Raw genomic sequence first — 17,152 nt, 5'->3', positions numbered from 1 at the left:
AATGTGGTTTAAGGGGGGAGAGAAAATGCAACAAATAAGTAGCCAGAAAAAGCGACGGGGGAGAAATGAACAACAAAACATCGCTTATCTGTTTATTTTATTTCCTGTTGTTCTACTGATTGGCTTTGGGATTTTGCCCATTGTGATGGCTTTGTATTTTAGTTTTACCGATTACAATATCATCGAGCCGGCTAATTGGTTAGGTCTAGCTAATTTTCAAAAAATTTTTCATGATGAATTCTTTTTTATTTCTTTAAAAAATACCTTAGCCTATACATTTTTATATGTTCCTTTAGGTCTAGTTGTCTCTTTAGGTACTGCGTTGCTTTTAAATGAAAAAAGAAAAAGTACTACGCTGTTTCGCACTTTTTTTTATTTGCCGGTGCTATGTTCCACTGTGGCAACAGCGACTATTTGGTATTGGTTATTGAATCCCCAGTATGGGTTACTGAATCAATTATTGAGACTTGTGGGCATCGATGGTCCAGCATGGCTCTATAGTTCCAATTGGGCGATGACGGCAATTGTTATTATGAGTGTATGGATGACTTTTGGGGGAAATATGATGATTTTTTTAGCAGGTCTTCAAGGAATCAATCCAGTACTTTATGAAGCAGCTGATATGGAAGGAGCCAATAGCTGGCAAAAATTTTCCCGCATCACTTGGCCACAATTATCAAAAACTACTTTTTTAGTCACCACACAATTGATCATTGGGGCGTTTCAAGTTTTTGATCAGGCCTATATGCTAACCAAGGGTGAACCCGGAAATTCAACAATCACCTTAGTTTATTATATTTATAATAAAGGATTTGGTGGTTTAGCATTGAAGGAGTGTGAGAATGAATGGTATCAAAGAAAAAAACGACAAAAATATTTTTGTGGTATCTCTTAGTTATTTTGATCAGTATGACGACTGTTTTACCTTTCCTATGGACGATTGCCACCTCATTTAAATCAGATAGTGAAATTTTAAGTGGTTCGATGTCTTTCATACCTAAGCATTTTACACTTGATCACTACAAAGAAGTATTTTTGACGATGCCTTTTCTGTCCTATTTGAAAAATTCATTGATTTTAGCACTGGGTGGTGTATTAACTAATCTATTTTTCGGTTCCTTAGCGGGTTATTCCTTTGGACAACTGAAATTTAAGGGGAAGAAAGTCTTATTTCTTATTTTTCTAGCATCCATGATGATACCAAGTATCGTGACAATGATTCCAACATTTATTGCCTTAAGAAGTTTTCCATTGTTAGGAGGAAATAACTTAGTAGGATCTGGCGGGTTGGGATTGATTAACACTTACTGGGCAATTTTACTTCCAGGTGCTGCGGGAGCTTTTTCAATCTTTTTTATGAAACAGTTTTTTGAACAATTGCCTCATGAACTTGGAGAAAGTGCCAGAATTGATGGCGCAAGTGAATTTAAAATCTTTTTAAAAGTGTATTTTCCCTTAGCAAAACCAGCTCTAACAACTTTAGGAATCATGACTTTTCAATCGGGATGGAATGCATTTATGTGGCCGTTGATCGTCTTAAATGCTGAAGAAATGAAAACGGTTCAAGTGGGACTTGCTGCATTTCAATATAATTACAGTACGAATTATGGACCGCTGATGGCTGGAACGATTTTAGCTACTTTGCCAGTTTTGATTTTATTTATTTTTGTACAAAAAAATTATGTGCAAGGATTGGCAGAAGCGGGAATAAAATAAAAAAGGAGAAGAAAAAATGAAAAAAATAGTTAAAGGTTTAATCATTGCTGGTGTGCTTGTTTTGCTCAGTGCGTGTGGAAAAAGTGGCACGCAAAAGGAACAAACCGATGATGGAAAGCAAAAAATTACATTTTGGGGTTCTTGGAGTGGCACTCAAGTAGACCAGTTAAATCAATTGATTGATCAATACAATAAAAGTCAAGATTCCTATACTGTTACTTATAAAGTGCAGGACAATGTAGAAGAAAAACTTCTTACTGGTATGGCAGGTGGAGAGATTCCTGATGTGATTATGTGGGATCGGGTCAACACAAAAATGTATGCAGAAAAAAACGCCTTGTTAGACCTGGACAGTTTGATTGAAAAAGATCACATTGATTTGAATGATTTCTATGAAGAAACAGTCAAAGAAATGAGCGCTGATGGAAAACAATACGGTATCCCATTATTAGTAGATAATCGCTCACTTTTTTATAATAAAAAACTATTAGCACAAGCAGGTGTCACACCACCAAAAACGTGGGAAGAACTCTTAAATGTCGCTGAAAAAACAACGAAGTGGGAAGGAAAACAATTAGTGCAAGCTGGTTTTTCATTAGATGATGTCGGTCTATTCAATATGTGGTTGCAACAAGCTGGTGGCACGATGCTTTCTGAAGATGGTAAAACGACGGCCTTCAATTCTAAAGCGGGGCTAGAAGTATTGAATTTTTGGAATCAATTGTTAAATGAAAAAAAAGTCTACCAACAAGGATTTAATGACGGAACAGATGCTTTTGCAGCTGGGAAAGTCGCATTGATGTATAACGGTCCTTGGGCTTTAGCTGATTACGATAAAGTAGAGGGACTGGAATATGGGGTTGTTCCACCTGTTTCTGGACCTAATGGAGACAAGGGAGCACTAACTGGTGGATTTGGTTTGGTCATACCTAAGAATGCTAAAAATAAAGACGCTGCTTGGGATTTCATTAAATGGTGGACGATCAATCCAGAAATTGGGATCGAATTTGCAAAAATTTCAAATTGGTTACCTGCCAATAAAACAGCGGCCAAAGATCCTTACTTTGCTGATAATGAGAAATATAAAGCATTTGTAGAAACGATGGATTTTGCTAAAATTCGTCCAACAGTAACTGGCTATTCCGACTTAGAAAAGTTGGCTGTCAATCCACAATTAGAAAATATGTTAGCAGAAAAAGAAACCCCTCAGCAAGCACTAGAAAATGCACAAAAACAGGGAAATAAAATTTTGAAAGAAGGATCATCGAATGAATAAATTTGAAAAATTAGCAGACAAAGCACAAAAAAGTATTGATTATTACTATACATCAAACGATAAAGAACAATGGATGAACAATGTTTATCCGTTGAAAGAAGAAGAACAAAACGCCTCTTTTCATTATTGGTGGATGGCACATTTGATCGATGTGCGTATAGATGCCTATTTACGCACGAAAGATTCTCACTATTTGGCATTAGCAGAAAAAACGTATCAGTATAATAAAAACAGAAATGGTGGTACGTTACTTCACGAATATTATGATGATATGCTGTGGAATGGCTTAGCAGCCTTACGTTTATACCACTTGACACACGAAAAAAACTATTTAGAGGATGCCCGTGAAGTATGCTTAGATATTTTTGACACTGCTTGGAATGAACAGATGGGTGGAGGTTTTGCTTGGAAACGTACGCAGCTTGACTATAAAAATACACCAGTGAATGCGCCAATCATCATCTTAGCACTACGTCTTTATCAATTGGATAAGAATCCTCGCTATTTAGAAATCAGTGAAAAAACATTAAAATGGATGAAAGAAAACCTTGTACAAGAAGATTCTAAGTTTGTGGAAGACGGCATCAATAGAATGGGTGATGGGAAAATTGATTATCAATGGAAATTTACTTATAATCAAGGGGTTTATATTGGGGTTTTGATTGAATTTTACCATGTCACAAAGGAACAGGAATATTTAGATGAGGCGCTTCAATGTGCAAAAACCTCTATTGAAGTACTTGGTAAAACAGGCGTATTTCAAGATGAAGGAGATGGCGGAGATATCGGTTTATTTAAAGGGATCGAATACCGATACTTACAATTACTCTATAAAGAAACAAACGCAGATTTCATCCGTACATTTATTCAATCTAGTTGTGACATTTTAGCTAAGCATGCAGAAAAAGGAGACCATCTTTTAGCTTACCGTGATTGGTTAGAAAGTGAACCAGAAAGTGTGTACTTGTCAGATCATTTATCAGGGGTGATGGCCTTAGAAAGTGCTGCAACTGTTTAGAAAAAGAGTGGATAAATAATCCATTTGTAAGCAAATACATCCTAAAAAAATAAACTGTTGACTAAGCGCAACGGTTTATTTTTTTGCGAAGGGAATAAAGAGAAATATGATAGAATAGAAAATTAATGAAGGAAAAATGTTTATTTATTCCGAAAAGAGAAAAAACGTCTAATCATTACAAAGGGGAAATAAAATGAACGAACAAGAATGGGACGAATTTGCTTCAGATTATTACTTGAATCAAATAGAATCACAGACCAAAATAGTGGAAGATGTGATTGCTTATTTAAAAGATAACGGGGTATTGCCTACTCATCAAGTAGTAGATATAGCAGGAGGTTCAGGACGCTATTTATCTATGGCTAAAGAAGCAGGGATTTTTGAGTTAGTTGACTTTTCTGCTGAGATGCTGAAATTTGCAAAAATAGAAGCAAACAAGCTTGGCATAGAAAATGTTCATTTTACAAAACGACCGTTTAAGGAGTTTTTGAAGCAACCAAAAGTTTATGACTTGGTTTTTACTGCTGCAAATCCAGCTTTAGACAATTTTGAAAAACTAGAACAATTGCTAAGCAAAACAAAGAAAACTTGCGTCATTATCCGAGTTGTCGATTCAAAAGATGATCTATTTTTACCATTAGAAAAACGCTTAGGCATTTTTGAAGAAGATCCCAACACTTCGCCTCACTTAATGGATCAGTTTGCAAACTATTTGAAACAGAAAAAATATTCCTATCAAATAAAAGAATTTACCTATGATGTAAAAGAAGAAATCTCGCGTTTACTTATAGAAAACTATTATGAAGAATATAAAAATGATCCACAACTGATTACCTATCTGGACCAGCAATTTCAAAAAAACGAGCATACAATAAGTACAACAAAATTGACTTATCGCATGTTGTTAATTCAAAACGAGAGGTCGTGAAAGTAGCGGTCAGCTCCGAGCGAATAAGAGGTAAATTTTTAAAATAGCTCTTCATATTTTAGAAATTTAGCGCTTATTGCTGAGGAGTTGCTACTTGAACACCGTTTACGTCAAGAGGTCGTGAAAAGGCTGCCCTGCATCAAGCAATAAGAACGAACAGAGAAAAACAGCTTCTCATGTTTTCCTCTGTTTGAGCTTATTGTCGCAGATGTAAGCCTTTGAACACCGTTTACACATATTTAGAGCGTGAGACGAAAGTATTCTTTACTTTTTGTCTCACACCCTCACATGTTCTATTTCTAATATTGTTTGTAATATCGAATATCATTTTCTACTTTATAGATTGAAAAAGGAACAGTAGAAGAATACTCAGCTTGTTCACCTTTTTGAGGTAATGTTTCATTGAAAATTTCTTCATACTGATCAACTGTAATGGCTTGTCTTTTATCCAACATTTCTTGATGCTCTTTGGTAAATAAAAATTCTTGGTAGCCTTTTTCTAGATAACCAGTAAAAAATTCACTAACAGCCCCAGAACCATAACTGAATAAACCAAGTCGATCACCAGCTTTTAATGCTTGTGAGTTTTCTAAAAGTGAAATTAGCCCAAGATAAAGGGACCCAGTATAAAGATTACCAATACGGCGACTATAATGAATACTTTCTTCATAACGAGCCAATAAGCGTGCTTGCGTTTCTTCATCGGCTTGATCCAAGACGCTTTGCAGTGCTTTTTTCCCCATTTTCGTATAAGGAATATGGAAGCTTAGCGCAGTATAATCTTCTAAAGTAAGTCCTGTGATATCTTTATGATGATTCCATACTTTTTGGAAAGATTCGATATACGTAGAATTAGATAAAGGACCATCAACTACTGGAAATTGACTGTAATTAGGGCGCCAGAAATCATAGATATCTTCTGTTAAAAATGTATTATCATCTTCGAGTGAAAGAATGCGTGGATCTTTTGTGATCATCATCGCCACTGCACCTACTCCTTGAGTGACTTCACCGCCACTAGCTAACCCATAGCGTGCAATATCACTAGCAATAACTAAAACTTTTCGTTCAGGATGATTTTTTACATATTCTTTGGCCATGTGTAAAGCAGCAGTTCCCCCATAACAAGCTTCTTTTACTTCAAAAGAACGAGCAAAAGGTTGTACTTTCAATAAATGATGAATAATTACAGCACTTGCTTTTGAATGATCAATGCCCGATTCTGTGCCAACAATCACCATATCAATCAATTCACGATCTTCATCTGTGACAATCTTGCTTGCCGCATTGGCTCCAAGTGTGACGATGTCTTCTGATACTCGGTTAACAGCCATTTGGTCTTGCCCAATCCCAATATGATATTTTGCAGGATCATCTCCTCTGCGTTTAGCTAATTCAGTCATATCTAAATATAAATTTGGAATAAAAAAGGAAAGACGATCAATTCCAACTTTCATTTCAACACCTCTTTACTGTGATAAAAAACTTACTTTACTAAAGTATCATAAAAAGTTTAAAAGAAGTATAAAAAAGCGAATATTTAAGGATTTGTAAAATTTATTCCTAGTTTTTTTTGAAGCAGTCATGGACTATTTGTTTTTAGTAGAAACAATGGTATATTTTTCTAGGAGGTGGATTACTTGAAGGAAGTCGTAATTATAGATGCTGCGAGAACCCCAATTGGGAAATATCGTGGTCGTTTAAGCAGTTTTTCTGCTGTAGAATTAGGAGCAATTATTACAAAAGAACTGTTGAAAAAAACAGGTATTCATAAAGATAAAATTGATCAAGTCATATTTGGTAATGTTTTACAAGCTGGAAATGGTCAAAATGTGGCTAGACAAATTTCCATCAATAGCGGTATTCCCGTAAATGTTCCTGCCATGACAATTAATGAGGTCTGCGGATCAGGGATGAAGGCAGTGATCTTGGCACGTCAACTTATTCAGTTAGGTGAAGCGAATTTAGTCATAGCTGGAGGAACTGAAAGTATGACTCGCGCACCATTGCTTCAACTGTATGAAGAAAAAACTGCGACTTATCAAGAACCAATAGCAAGTATGGTTAATGATGGTTTAACCGATGCTTTTTCACATGCACATATGGGCTTAACGGCTGAAAAAGTTGCAACTAAATTTTCAGTTACAAGACAAGAACAAGACCAATATGCGTTAGACTCACAAAAAAAAGCCGCCCGAGCAAGTGAAAGTGGTGTATTTAAAGAAGAGATTATTCCTATTTTTTTACCTGATGAAACCGTGTTGGAAAAAGATGAAGCGATTCGAGAAAATAGTACACTAGAAAAATTAGGAACATTAAAAACTGTTTTTTCAGAAGCAGGTACAGTGACCGCTGGAAATGCATCGCCTTTAAATGATGGTGCTTCCGTTTTAATCTTGGCATCTAAAGAATATGCCATTGAAAATAATCTCCCTTACTTAGCAACGATTAAAGGGGTAGCAGAAATAGGTATTGATCCTAGTATTATGGGAATTGCACCGATCACAGCTATCCAAACATTGTTGCAAAAAACGGCTCTTTCTGTTGAGCAAATTGATCGGTTTGAAATCACCGAAGCATTTGCGGCTTCTTCAATTGTAGTTAATCGTCAGTTGCAATTAGATGAAAAAAAAGTAAACGTGGATGGTGGTGCGATTGCTTTAGGACATCCCATTGGTGCAAGTGGTGCAAGAATCTTGACTACATTAAGTTATGGGTTAAAACGAACCGGGCAAACTTATGGTGTGGCTTCTTTATGTATTGGTGGCGGACTAGGCCTAGCCGTATTACTTGAAGGAAATCACGAAATGAATGGAATAAATGATCAAAAAAAAAAGTTTTATCAATTGACACCTGAACAACGTCGACATCAGTTAATAAATGAAGGTGTTATCAGCGAAAGACAAGCAGATGATCTAAAAAATGAACGGTTATCTGAAGAAATCGCCAACCATTTGATCGAAAATCAAATTAGTCAAGTAGAGATTCCTTTAGGTGTGGCTCAGCATTTTCAAATTAATGGAATGAAAAAATGGATTCCAATGGCTACAGAGGAACCGTCTGTGATTGCCGCAGCCAGCAATGGAGCTAAAATTTGTGGAAATATCTTAGCAGAAACGCCTAAACGTTTAATGCGAGGACAAATTGTTTTAACTGGTCAAACAATTGATCAAGCATTTATCCAAACCATCGAAGCAAAAAAAGCAGAGTTGATCCAATGTGCCAATGAAAGTTATCCCTCCATCGTAAAACGAGGAGGTGGCGTTAGAGAAATTACCACTAGAGAATTCAAGAAACAAAACCATGTGTATTTGTCGATTGATTTTTTCATCGATGTGAAAGATGCTATGGGGGCAAATATTGTTAATTCAATTTTGGAAGGTGTAGCTCTTCGAATACGAGAATGGTTTCCTCAAAAAGAAATCTTGTTTAGTATACTAAGTAATTTTGCCACGGAATCACTAGCCACAGCTTCTTGCGCTATTCCTTTTGAAAAGCTAGGAAAAAGCCAAGAAGAAGGGCGATTAGTAGCAGAAAAAATTCAACAAGCATCAGAATATGCTCATTTAGATGTTTATCGTGCAACCACGCATAATAAGGGAATTATGAATGGCATTGAAGCAGTAATACTAGCAACTGGCAATGACACGAGGGCTTGCTCAGCTGCGATTCATGCATATGCTTCAAAAAACGGAATGTATCAAGGTTTATCAGATTGGCAAATTGTGAATAATCAACTTATTGGTCAATTAACTGTTCCTTTGGCAGTAGCGACAGTGGGTGGTGCTTCAAGAATTTTACCCAAAGCTAAAATTGCACTAGAGATGTTAAAAGTAACATCAGCTACCGAACTAGCTCAAATCATAGCTGCTGTTGGCTTAGCTCAAAATTTTGCTGCGTTACGTGCATTAGTAACTGATGGAATCCAAAAGGGACACATGTCTTTACAAGCTAGAGCATTAGCCATTACAGTAGGCGCTAAAGGCGATGAAATCGAACAAGTTGCAATGTATCTAAGAGAAGCAGATCAAATGAATCAAGAGATAGCTAAAAGCTATTTAAATCAAATTCGAGAAAAGCAACAAGACTAAAAAGAATGAATTACCCTTTGTTAATTCGATCTTCTCTTTTGTAGTTTTTTGTGGGAAGCTTAGGAAATGGTTAAATAAGCCTAAATTTTTTCGAGCTTTCCTTTAAATACCCTTGTGAAATCTTTGGTTAAACGTTATACTTTTTTAAAATTCAAATACTTGTTAGGCGAGACTCCTAAACAAACATAGGCTATTGCGCAGAAACGTCGAAAGACGCCAATGTGTAAAACAGGAATTGTCGAATTAAGGCTCTTCATAAGATAGCTAAGAGAGATTCTTTACGTTGTTTAGTGTCAAAACTCACACGATGAGACAGTTGTTGATGGACACAACTTTAAGACATAAGCCGAAACTTCTAAAAATCATCATTGATTTTTGTGAATTTTCGGCTTATTTTTTGGAATTGGCTATTTACACCATTTACTTGAAAATAAATCATGGCATTGTTTGACTAAGCTATTTTTTTATTTCTCCTCATGTGAAATACTTTTCGCCTAATTAGAGAAGATGGGAGAGGAAGGTTAGTTAATAACAGATGTTTTAGTCATGTCGTAACAAGTGCTTATGACAACTAATTAATATTTTCATTTAAGAGGTGTTGTTTGTGAAGTCAAAATCATTTGAGTTTAATTATGCATTGTTTTTGCCGATTTTTCTCTTTTATTTATTAAGTATTGGTGTGCAGTATGGCGCAGCAGTCTATGATCAGGTATCCTATCAACATATTGTTTTGAAGCAGATTATCTTTTGTGTGGCTTCTTTGGGCTTATTGTTTCTGACCCAAAAAATAAAAACCGCATTACTATTACGTTTATCTCCTTATTTTTATGTAGTTTCATTAGCTATTATGAGCTTATTGTATAAGTTTTATGATCCGGTGATGTATCAATTGACGGGGACGAAACGTTGGCTAAGAATAGGAAGCTTTTCTTTTCAGCCTTCCGAATTAGTCAAGTTAACGTTTGCTCTAGTCATTGTCTATTTTACTTTGCATTATGAAAAAAAAGTCAGTGAACGGACGGTTAAATCCGATCTTAAGTATGTGATGAATATACTGTTGATTAGTTTACCCACTTTTTTATTGATGTATATGCAAAAGGATTTTGGAACGAGCTTAGTATTTATTATTTGTTTAGGCGCGCTCTTTATGATCGCAGGTGTCCACTGGAAAATTTTAGCCATTTGTTCTGGCATTTTATTCATCATAGGTGTTCTATTAATTTGTTTAGTTTTTACTGAATACGGCAATCAAATTCTTTATGGACTCAATTTTAAAACTTATCAATTGGATCGAGTTAGAGCATGGATCGACCCATTTGCTTACAGTCAGTCTATTGGTTAACAACAAGCACAAAGTTTGTTGTCTGTTAGCGCAGGTGGATTTAGCGGTAGACCAGCAGAAATCCCAGCCATTTATGTGCCTGTTCGTGAATCAGATATGGTTTTTACAGTAATTGCCGAAACATTTGGCTTTTTAGGTAGTGTGACGGTTGTCTTTTTATATTTTTATCTCTTCTATCAAGTGATCTATACTGCTATCCAAACCAATAATAAAGGAAATCTATATCTTGCGATCGTATGGGTATTTGGATTGTTGTTTCAAATCGTGGAAAATATCGGTGCATCTATTGGGTTACTTCCTTTAACTGGTATTCCTTTACCATTTCTGAGCCAAGGAGGAACATCGCTGATTATTTTGGGGTGTGGGCTAGGAATGATACTTGGATTTAAAAAATCCCAGTAAAAAGCAGGTAGATATAAGAGTAGAAAGGAAGTTATTTATGAAGAATGATCGAAAAATACCACTGATTTTGTCAGTAGTTGCATTGAGTATTCTCATAGGATTAATTTTATGCGTGAAAATCAATCCTTTATGGTTTAAGAAAATGGATTCTGCCATTTATACAACATTCGCGTGGCCACAAAATCAAATAATAACAACGATCGTTCGCTATTTTGCAAAATTAGCAACAATTGGACCAACATTAGGATTAGCATTTTTCTTTGCCATATATGTATGGAAAAAGAATTATCATTTATTGGCACTTTGGAACGTTTTTAACATCCTTGCTGTTAGTGGTGCTGGTTATATCTTAAAAAATGTAATAGCCAGAACTAGACCTGATGTGTGGCAAGTCGAAACCCGTACCAGTTATTCTTTTCCTAGTGGGCATTCTTTGTTAGCCTTTGCGTTTTTTCTCTCAGTTATTCTCTCGCTTTCTGTTCTTTGGGATCGACGAAAGGTGAGGCGAATAGCTTTGATTTTAACAGGTTATCCACTTCTTATTGCATGTACTAGAATTTATTTAAGAGTTCATTACCCTAGCGATATTTTAGCTGGCTTTGCGCTTAGTGCGCTGGTGGTATTTCTTTCTTATGTGGGGTGCATTTCTTTTATCCCCTCAGTTTTTCAGGTAAAAAACAACCCAAGGAAAAAAAACATCCGCTATTCACGAAAAAGCAAAAAATAATATTAGTTCTATTATCTTTGGTTTTTGTGATTATACTTACTAAAGTGATTTATGAATTAGGAGTTTATTCTCACTTTTTTGGTTAGCAACTTAACATAAATGGAGCTGAAAAGATAGTTCATTTTCTTGATAGGAGATGAAAAAAGGAGTGGTGTAGTTCCACTCCTTTTTTCGTTTAAATTTTTTAAAAAGCCTAAGAATACTGTTATCTTTCTTTAAGAGCAGTTGCAGCAAATTGTTCAATCAATGGAATCAAAGTAAGTTTTACTTTGTATTTGCGTTCTAACGCTTTTTCGATAGTAAATTTATTTTCTTCTGTCATAGAAATTTCAGCTAATTTGCGTGGTGCCTCTGCAGTTTTTTCATAAATGATGGCAGCACTCACATCTTTTTCTGCATAGAATTTTGGATATTCAGCTACTGCTTGAGAGAAATCAGCAAAGTTTAAAGCGACAGAGTCTGTTGAGCGTTGATTTTCAGTAGTGTTCGCTTTTTCTTCATCCACTGATTTTGTTGTTTCAGCAGGTTTTGTTTCTTTAACAGCTGTTTCAGCTACTGGCGTAGAAACTGTTTGAGCTGTAGGTTCATCGTTTTTAAGACGTTGATCATTCCAGTAAGAAACAATTTCAATCAATAAATTGTCACGGAAACGTTCAAAGATACCTTTTTCTCCTGAACGAATACGTTTCAAGACAGTCGTAAAGTTATCATCAATCGGGACATTGATGCGTGTGTCTTCATTTGTCTTACCTGCTAAGCCGATGGTTAAGATTTTTCGATCTTTTGGATCAAGCATCACTTGTAATGGTAATCCATAGCGACGTAAGCTTTCATCTTCTAATGAATGAAATAATTGATTTCTGATTCCATCTAAAGAAGGACGGAATTGTTTAAGTAATTTTTGTTTTTGTTTTTTCTTCATAAGTTCTCTCCTTCGCTCATACCTTTACGATTATAAGAAAAAAAAAGAGAATTGAAAAGGATTAAACGAAAAAAACTTATATATATGCTGTTTAATAATGAAAAAAACAACTTTTTTAACGAAAATTATCAAAAAAACTTCAAATGGTGCAATGTTAGGACAATCATAAAAGCCAAGGATCAAACAAAAACTACCTGCATCAAGTAAAACAACTTACTTAATGCAGGTAGACAAATCAGAATAAATGGTTCTAAATGATCATTTTTAATTATTTTTGTGAGGAATTAAAGCAAAAACTGTCAAATCTGGTGAGTAAATCACTTCATGCCCTTGCCATGTTGTCGTCATAAGGGAATGATCGAATCGGTTGACCAGTTCTCCTATCTTTTGATCATGCGTCCAGTTACGTGCTGGAAAATGTTGAACCTTGTCTGGACTGATTAAAAAGATAAAATCAGAGTGAAAAGTACGAGTGATCTCGTCAGAAAGTGCGTTTAAGCGTTCAATCGGTTTCATGTTTATCCAGCTTCCTTCAATTAAAATTGTGCGGTATCAGGATTTTTAGCTTTTCCAACTACGCCATCCAATTGATCAATTTGCTTCATCTCATCTTCAGAAAGTTCAAAATCAAATAACTCCGTATTTTCTTTAATGCGACTAGGTGTCACCGATTTAGGAAGGGGTAAGAAGCCATGTTGCAACGACCAGCGTAAAGCAACCTGAGCAATGCTTTTCTCATGAGCTTTAGCAATTTCTTGCATTTCTGGCACATCAAATATTTTTCCTGTACCTAGTGGGCTATAAGCTTCAAGAATCATGTCGTGTTTTTTAGCGTAATCGACCACTTCAGGTTGTAATTCACCTGGCGCTAAGAAAATTTGGTTGACCATTGGCATGATCTTCGCTGTCTTCGCTAGTGCATCTAAATGATGGGGTAAGAAATTGCTGACACCGATTGCTTTGATTTTCCCAGCTTCATATAGTTCTTCAAAAGCACGCCAAGTTTGAGCATTTGCTTCTTCCCAGTTTTCACGAAAAGCCACAGGATTAGGCCAATGAATCAAAAAGAGATCAAGATAGTCAGTTTGAAGTTTTTGTAGGGATTCTTCAAAAGAAGACATGACTAAATCATAGCTGTGATTGGCGTTCCATAGTTTGGTAGTTAGAAAAATTTCTTCTCTAGGAATGCCACTTTCTTTGATAGCTTGACCGACACTTTCTTCATTTTTATAACCTTGTGCAGTGTCAATATGGCGATAACCAGCTGTTAATGCCTTTTTAACAGAAGAAACAGCGACATCTCCATCTGGCGTTTGCCAAGTGCCAAAACCTACAATAGGAATCTCGTAACCATTTGATAAACGATACGTATTTGTTAATGAATTCATATTTTCAACTCCTTAATTTTTAGTTCACAGTTAAGTGTAGCGCATTTTAAAAAAAAAAGAATCCATTTTGTTTAATAACGTAGTTTTTTTATCAAAAACGAAGAAAAATGATTTTCGTTCTGGTATTTTTTTACTATTTTCCGTAAACTAAATCAGAAGGGAATGAGAATATGGATATTTATTTAAAAAAAGCCATTTTGCATATTATTGATCGTGAAACAGGATCTCCTGTATTTTCTCAAAAAGAATTGGATTTAACGAAGGAATTTATTCGTGATTTTCTACAAAAGAAAATTCAAAAAATTTCTTCTGCCCAAACGAAAACAGGTCAATTAACACCTGACAGTGTGATAGCTCAACAATTGCAAAATTGTCAAGAACATTTTGTTGAAGCCAGCGAAGGCATTGTTCAACGCTGGTTTGAGATTTATCAACAAAGTGAAGAGGCACCAAGTGCAGATGTGTTCGTCGTATTATACGAAGTAGATACGATCATGTATCTGGCTTTGCTAAAAGTCAATTATCGTGAATCATATACTCACTTTGTAGAGGCAGATGAAGCAGGAATTGATAATCGCTTGATATTAAATCGAGCGATCTTGGGGTCTAAATCTCAAAAAGCAGATGAAGCTTTTGCAGTTGATTTAACTAATCTGACTTATGAATTGATTGAAAAAAAATATGAGTTTTCTGGGAAAAAAGAACTTTATTTTTCTGGTAGAGTGATCGAGAGTGTACCCGCACCTTCACTTGAAGAAAATGTCAAAGTGATTCAAAAAGTAGCTAAAAGTTTAGGGAAAAAATTTGAAACAGAAGAATTTGATCTTGTGGCTGATTTGAAAGAAGCAGTTTACGACACGATTGAAGAAAAAGGAAGACTGGATCATGAAATGATTGCTGAGAAAGTGTTTAAAGAAAATATCACAGCTAAGCTGGCCTTTCAAGAAGAAGTAAAAGAACAAGGCTTTGTAGTCGAAGCCCCACCAGTCAAAGAAGTGCAAGAAATTTCTGAGAAAAAATTTGGCAAACAAAAGTTTAAATTGTCTAACGGAATTGAACTGATTGTACCTGTAGATGTTTATCGTAACCCCGATTTAATTGAATTTGTAAATAATCCAGATGGAACGATTTCAGTAATGATCAAAAATGTGGAGGAAGTATTAAATCGTTTGTAGGATCAAAATGAAACGAGTGATTCGTTTGGTGAAAAGGGTACCTGATCGCTTATCAATTATTAAAAGGCAACAAGCCATCTCAAGCACAGTAAAAAAGAAAATCTCAAAACAATTTCTCTTGTTTTGAGATTTTTTGTATTGGTGTCAACGATTAGCACTTTAAATACCGTGGAAAGGTCATGAAAGTAGGGTTATCTTCAGCGAATAAAAGATAAATTTTTAAAATATCTCCTCATATTTTGGGAATTTAGTGCTTATTGTATAGAAGTTGCTACTTGAACCCCGTTTATACTATTTTAAATTTCATCCTCCATCTTTCCTTACATATAGTCAGGTAAACTTATTCTGCAAAGAAATTCCGTGAGAAAAGCTAAGAAAAAAGAATCCCACTTGTGTTTTTCTTCTTTTAAGCGAACATACGAGAAAAGTAAAACACGCCCTTTTTAAAACTGAGGCGAACATCAAAAAATGTGAAGAATGATTAGTATATGTTTCCATTTGTATCCTCTTTTCTTTTTGATAGTGACTAAAGGGGAGTGTGTTTAATTGGGAAAAGGGGTATTAAAAGGGGAAAATAAAAAAGTACGCAAAATTATTATTTTTATCGCTCCTATTTTTTCTATTTTTAGAAAATTTAGGTGAGAGAAAAAATGAAAACTATATATAAAGCGCTTTCTTTCTTTTGTATACTCAAGGCATCAAAAGAAAAGGCGTAAACAAATGAAAAAGTGGACAAAAAGATGGTTTGGTTTATTTTCAGTGATTCTCTTACTCGTTTCGGCTTGTCAACCAACATGGATGGCTTTAGCTTCTGAACGAACTTTACAAGAAGCAAAAGTTTACCCTGTCATTCATAAACAAGTAAAAAACTTGGGTCTTTCTCCTTCTGAAAGGGTAGCGTTTGATTCAGAAACTTCGGACAAAGGATTTCAATCGTTAAAAAGTGGGCACAATGTTTTTGATAATTTGATTCTTTCGGATTATTTAGACCTCATGTATGGCGCCAATTCGATTTTTCCTTTAAGCACACGCTTTGCATTAGCAGCCATTTCGCCCATTGTGCAAGCTACAGCTTTTGCTGAGTTTTCACGTCCGTATTTAAAGGAAGAAGTTCGTTCAGAGGCGGTTAATCAACTGTATCGGTTGACGAAAAAAAAGAGTTTCCGTGAAGGGGCTTCGTTATTATCTGAACTTCTAGATGATCCAGAGTCCTCTCCTACCTTAAATGAAGTGTATAAAATGCAATTTGCCAGCTGGAGTCGCCATGTGTCTGCCTTGGGGAGAAATGCGCTCCTTGTTAAAATCAGTGGAAGCAGGCGAAACCTTAGCGGTCATTGAAGTTGAAGAAGCCCAAGCCAAAGCGGTTTTAGCTACCGAAGAAAAAGCAGTTTTAGCTGGCAGTCCCAATAAACTACTGGTGGAAAAACTACCAACGACGAAGTACTTTCAAACAAAAAACTTAAACCATCTGGCGGGGGAAGTGAAAACAGCTAAAAACGGCAAGCCAATTTTAACTGGTGCGCATTCGCAACATCCTAATTTTTATGCTAAAGAAAGCGGGATCATTTATGAACCACAAGGAAAAGTAGTCGAAGGCATGCCTTATAAGGCTAAAGTTTATTATAAAGTAGATGGGAAAATCGTGACAACAAAGGGCCCGCTTTCGACTGTTTTTCCTGATAATTGGAATGCGGAAAAAATCACTAGTGAAGTGGAACGGATTATTGAGATGGAAAAGCCCGCTTCTATTAGTCCTGGTGAACATACGTTTAGTAATTTGGAAAGCGGAGGGCGATTTGAGATTGAAGTTAAACTAAATGTAAAAGCAAATGGAAAAGAAACCCTTGCAACAGCTTATCCTCTCTTAAAATAAAACTAAAAGAAGAATGGAACTTGATTTAATCCAAGCTCCATTCTTCTTTTAGTTTTTTTGCTTCATATTGAAAATCAGCGGGAGAATATTTTTGGCGCCAATAATAGAAATTGTTAATAATATAAGTGACAATTATCTTTTTTATTTTATTGATTACTCCCTGTTTGATTTTTAGATAGTTAATATTAGGAATACCTCCCTTAAAAAAATCACCATGATAATAAGGACCATAATCGTAGGGAGTAAGACTATAGATAGGTGTACCCATGTAAAAGATACAATATTCTTCTTCGG

General features: G+C 35.5%; 14 protein-coding genes, 2 pseudogenes and 1 riboswitch. Of the genes and pseudogenes, 11 read left to right on the top strand and 5 right to left on the bottom strand.

Going from position 1 to position 17,152, the window contains the following annotated elements; all coding sequences use genetic code 11:
* The first annotated feature begins 25 nt into the window (after positions 1 to 25).
* The 5 genes from EVI01_RS08280 to EVI01_RS08260 all read left to right on the top strand — a co-directional run bounded on the left by EVI01_RS08280 (position 26) and on the right by EVI01_RS08260 (position 4,938).
* Positions 26 to 895 carry a carbohydrate ABC transporter permease gene (locus tag EVI01_RS08280; RefSeq protein ID WP_146811606.1) on the top strand — a complete coding sequence of 290 codons (870 nt, stop codon included), beginning with the start codon at positions 26 to 28 and terminating at the stop codon, positions 893 to 895.
* Positions 847 to 1,716 (top strand): carbohydrate ABC transporter permease, encoded by an 870-nt coding sequence (locus EVI01_RS08275; protein WP_010751322.1) that lies wholly within the window; start codon positions 847 to 849, stop codon positions 1,714 to 1,716. Before EVI01_RS08280 ends, EVI01_RS08275 begins: the two co-directional genes overlap by 49 nt.
* A 16-nt stretch (positions 1,717 to 1,732) precedes the next feature.
* Positions 1,733 to 2,992: an ABC transporter substrate-binding protein gene (locus tag EVI01_RS08270; protein ID WP_010751321.1), complete on the top strand. Its 1,260-nt coding sequence runs from the start codon at positions 1,733 to 1,735 to the stop codon at positions 2,990 to 2,992.
* On the top strand, positions 2,985 to 4,010 hold the full coding sequence (locus EVI01_RS08265) for a glycoside hydrolase family 76 protein (RefSeq protein WP_010751320.1): 1,026 nt from the start codon (positions 2,985 to 2,987) through the stop codon (positions 4,008 to 4,010). Before EVI01_RS08270 ends, EVI01_RS08265 begins: the two co-directional genes overlap by 8 nt.
* A gap of 193 nt (positions 4,011 to 4,203) precedes the next feature.
* Positions 4,204 to 4,938, top strand: coding sequence for a class I SAM-dependent methyltransferase (locus EVI01_RS08260; protein ID WP_010751319.1), 735 nt, complete (start codon positions 4,204 to 4,206; stop codon positions 4,936 to 4,938).
* 299 nt (positions 4,939 to 5,237) lie between these two features.
* On the opposite strand, the gene EVI01_RS08255 is transcribed toward EVI01_RS08260, so the two are convergent.
* Entirely contained in the window at positions 5,238 to 6,395 is a 1,158-nt protein-coding gene (locus tag EVI01_RS08255) for a hydroxymethylglutaryl-CoA synthase (RefSeq protein ID WP_010751318.1), read from the bottom strand.
* Positions 6,396 to 6,578: 183 nt separating this feature from the next.
* On the opposite strand from EVI01_RS08255, the gene EVI01_RS08250 reads away from it, so the two are divergent.
* The 3 genes and pseudogenes from EVI01_RS08250 to EVI01_RS08240 all read left to right on the top strand — a co-directional run bounded on the left by EVI01_RS08250 (position 6,579) and on the right by EVI01_RS08240 (position 11,500).
* On the top strand, positions 6,579 to 9,029 hold the full coding sequence (locus tag EVI01_RS08250; RefSeq protein ID WP_010751317.1) for a hydroxymethylglutaryl-CoA reductase, degradative: 2,451 nt from the start codon (positions 6,579 to 6,581) through the stop codon (positions 9,027 to 9,029).
* Positions 9,030 to 9,180: 151 nt separating this feature from the next.
* Positions 9,181 to 9,349: riboswitch (M-box (ykoK) riboswitch) on the top strand.
* 284 nt (positions 9,350 to 9,633) lie between these two features.
* Positions 9,634 to 10,773 (top strand): annotated as a pseudogene (locus EVI01_RS08245) (FtsW/RodA/SpoVE family cell cycle protein).
* Positions 10,774 to 10,810: 37 nt separating this feature from the next.
* The gene (locus EVI01_RS08240) at positions 10,811 to 11,500 is read left to right on the top strand and encodes a phosphatase PAP2 family protein (protein ID WP_010751314.1); all 690 of its coding nucleotides are present in this window, start codon (positions 10,811 to 10,813) and stop codon (positions 11,498 to 11,500) included.
* 205 nt (positions 11,501 to 11,705) lie between these two features.
* On the opposite strand, the gene EVI01_RS08235 is transcribed toward EVI01_RS08240, so the two are convergent.
* From EVI01_RS08235 to EVI01_RS08225, 3 genes are all read right to left on the bottom strand, one after another.
* Complete coding sequence (locus EVI01_RS08235; RefSeq protein ID WP_010751313.1) at positions 11,706 to 12,422, bottom strand: hypothetical protein; 717 nt, start codon at positions 12,420 to 12,422, stop codon at positions 11,706 to 11,708.
* A 264-nt stretch (positions 12,423 to 12,686) separates the two neighbouring features.
* Entirely contained in the window at positions 12,687 to 12,938 is a 252-nt protein-coding gene (locus EVI01_RS08230) for a hypothetical protein (RefSeq protein ID WP_010751312.1), read from the bottom strand.
* 20 nt (positions 12,939 to 12,958) lie between these two features.
* Positions 12,959 to 13,810: an aldo/keto reductase gene (locus EVI01_RS08225; RefSeq protein WP_010751311.1), complete on the bottom strand. Its 852-nt coding sequence runs from the start codon at positions 13,808 to 13,810 to the stop codon at positions 12,959 to 12,961.
* Positions 13,811 to 13,980: 170 nt separating this feature from the next.
* Here EVI01_RS08225 and EVI01_RS08220 point away from each other — a divergent pair, with 170 nt between their 5' ends.
* The 3 genes from EVI01_RS08220 (at position 13,981) to EVI01_RS13675 (ending at position 16,858) form a co-directional block, all read left to right on the top strand.
* Positions 13,981 to 14,985, top strand: coding sequence for a nucleoid-associated protein (locus EVI01_RS08220; protein ID WP_010751310.1), 1,005 nt, complete (start codon positions 13,981 to 13,983; stop codon positions 14,983 to 14,985).
* A 720-nt stretch (positions 14,986 to 15,705) separates the two neighbouring features.
* Positions 15,706 to 16,323, top strand: coding sequence for a hypothetical protein (locus EVI01_RS13680; RefSeq protein WP_010751308.1), 618 nt, complete (start codon positions 15,706 to 15,708; stop codon positions 16,321 to 16,323).
* The gene (locus tag EVI01_RS13675; protein WP_186808772.1) at positions 16,280 to 16,858 is read left to right on the top strand and encodes an EndoU domain-containing protein; all 579 of its coding nucleotides are present in this window, start codon (positions 16,280 to 16,282) and stop codon (positions 16,856 to 16,858) included. The genes EVI01_RS13680 and EVI01_RS13675 overlap by 44 nt, the downstream gene beginning before the upstream one ends.
* Positions 16,859 to 16,883: 25 nt before the next feature.
* Here EVI01_RS13675 and EVI01_RS08210 read toward each other — a convergent pair.
* A pseudogene (locus tag EVI01_RS08210) lies at positions 16,884 to 17,152 on the bottom strand (hypothetical protein); the annotation flags it as partial.

The sequence above is a fragment of the Enterococcus villorum genome (assembly GCF_007990225.1).
GTDB classification, from domain to species: Bacteria; Bacillota; Bacilli; order Lactobacillales; family Enterococcaceae; genus Enterococcus_B; species Enterococcus_B villorum.
This window is presented reverse-complemented; position numbering and strand designations above follow the sequence as displayed.

Coding starts and splice junctions, on each gene's coding strand:
- EVI01_RS08280 (WP_146811606.1), top strand. CDS start 26: ATGCAACAAATAAGTAGCCAGAAAAAGCGACGGGGGAGAAATGAACAA.
- EVI01_RS08275 (WP_010751322.1), top strand. CDS start 847: ATGGTATCAAAGAAAAAAACGACAAAAATATTTTTGTGGTATCTCTTA.
- EVI01_RS08270 (WP_010751321.1), top strand. CDS start 1,733: ATGAAAAAAATAGTTAAAGGTTTAATCATTGCTGGTGTGCTTGTTTTG.
- EVI01_RS08265 (WP_010751320.1), top strand. CDS start 2,985: ATGAATAAATTTGAAAAATTAGCAGACAAAGCACAAAAAAGTATTGAT.
- EVI01_RS08260 (WP_010751319.1), top strand. CDS start 4,204: ATGAACGAACAAGAATGGGACGAATTTGCTTCAGATTATTACTTGAAT.
- EVI01_RS08255 (WP_010751318.1), bottom strand. CDS start 6,395: ATGAAAGTTGGAATTGATCGTCTTTCCTTTTTTATTCCAAATTTATAT.
- EVI01_RS08240 (WP_010751314.1), top strand. CDS start 10,811: ATGAAGAATGATCGAAAAATACCACTGATTTTGTCAGTAGTTGCATTG.
- EVI01_RS08235 (WP_010751313.1), bottom strand. CDS start 12,422: ATGAAGAAAAAACAAAAACAAAAATTACTTAAACAATTCCGTCCTTCT.
- EVI01_RS08230 (WP_010751312.1), bottom strand. CDS start 12,938: ATGAAACCGATTGAACGCTTAAACGCACTTTCTGACGAGATCACTCGT.
- EVI01_RS08225 (WP_010751311.1), bottom strand. CDS start 13,810: ATGAATTCATTAACAAATACGTATCGTTTATCAAATGGTTACGAGATT.
- EVI01_RS08220 (WP_010751310.1), top strand. CDS start 13,981: ATGGATATTTATTTAAAAAAAGCCATTTTGCATATTATTGATCGTGAA.
- EVI01_RS13680 (WP_010751308.1), top strand. CDS start 15,706: ATGAAAAAGTGGACAAAAAGATGGTTTGGTTTATTTTCAGTGATTCTC.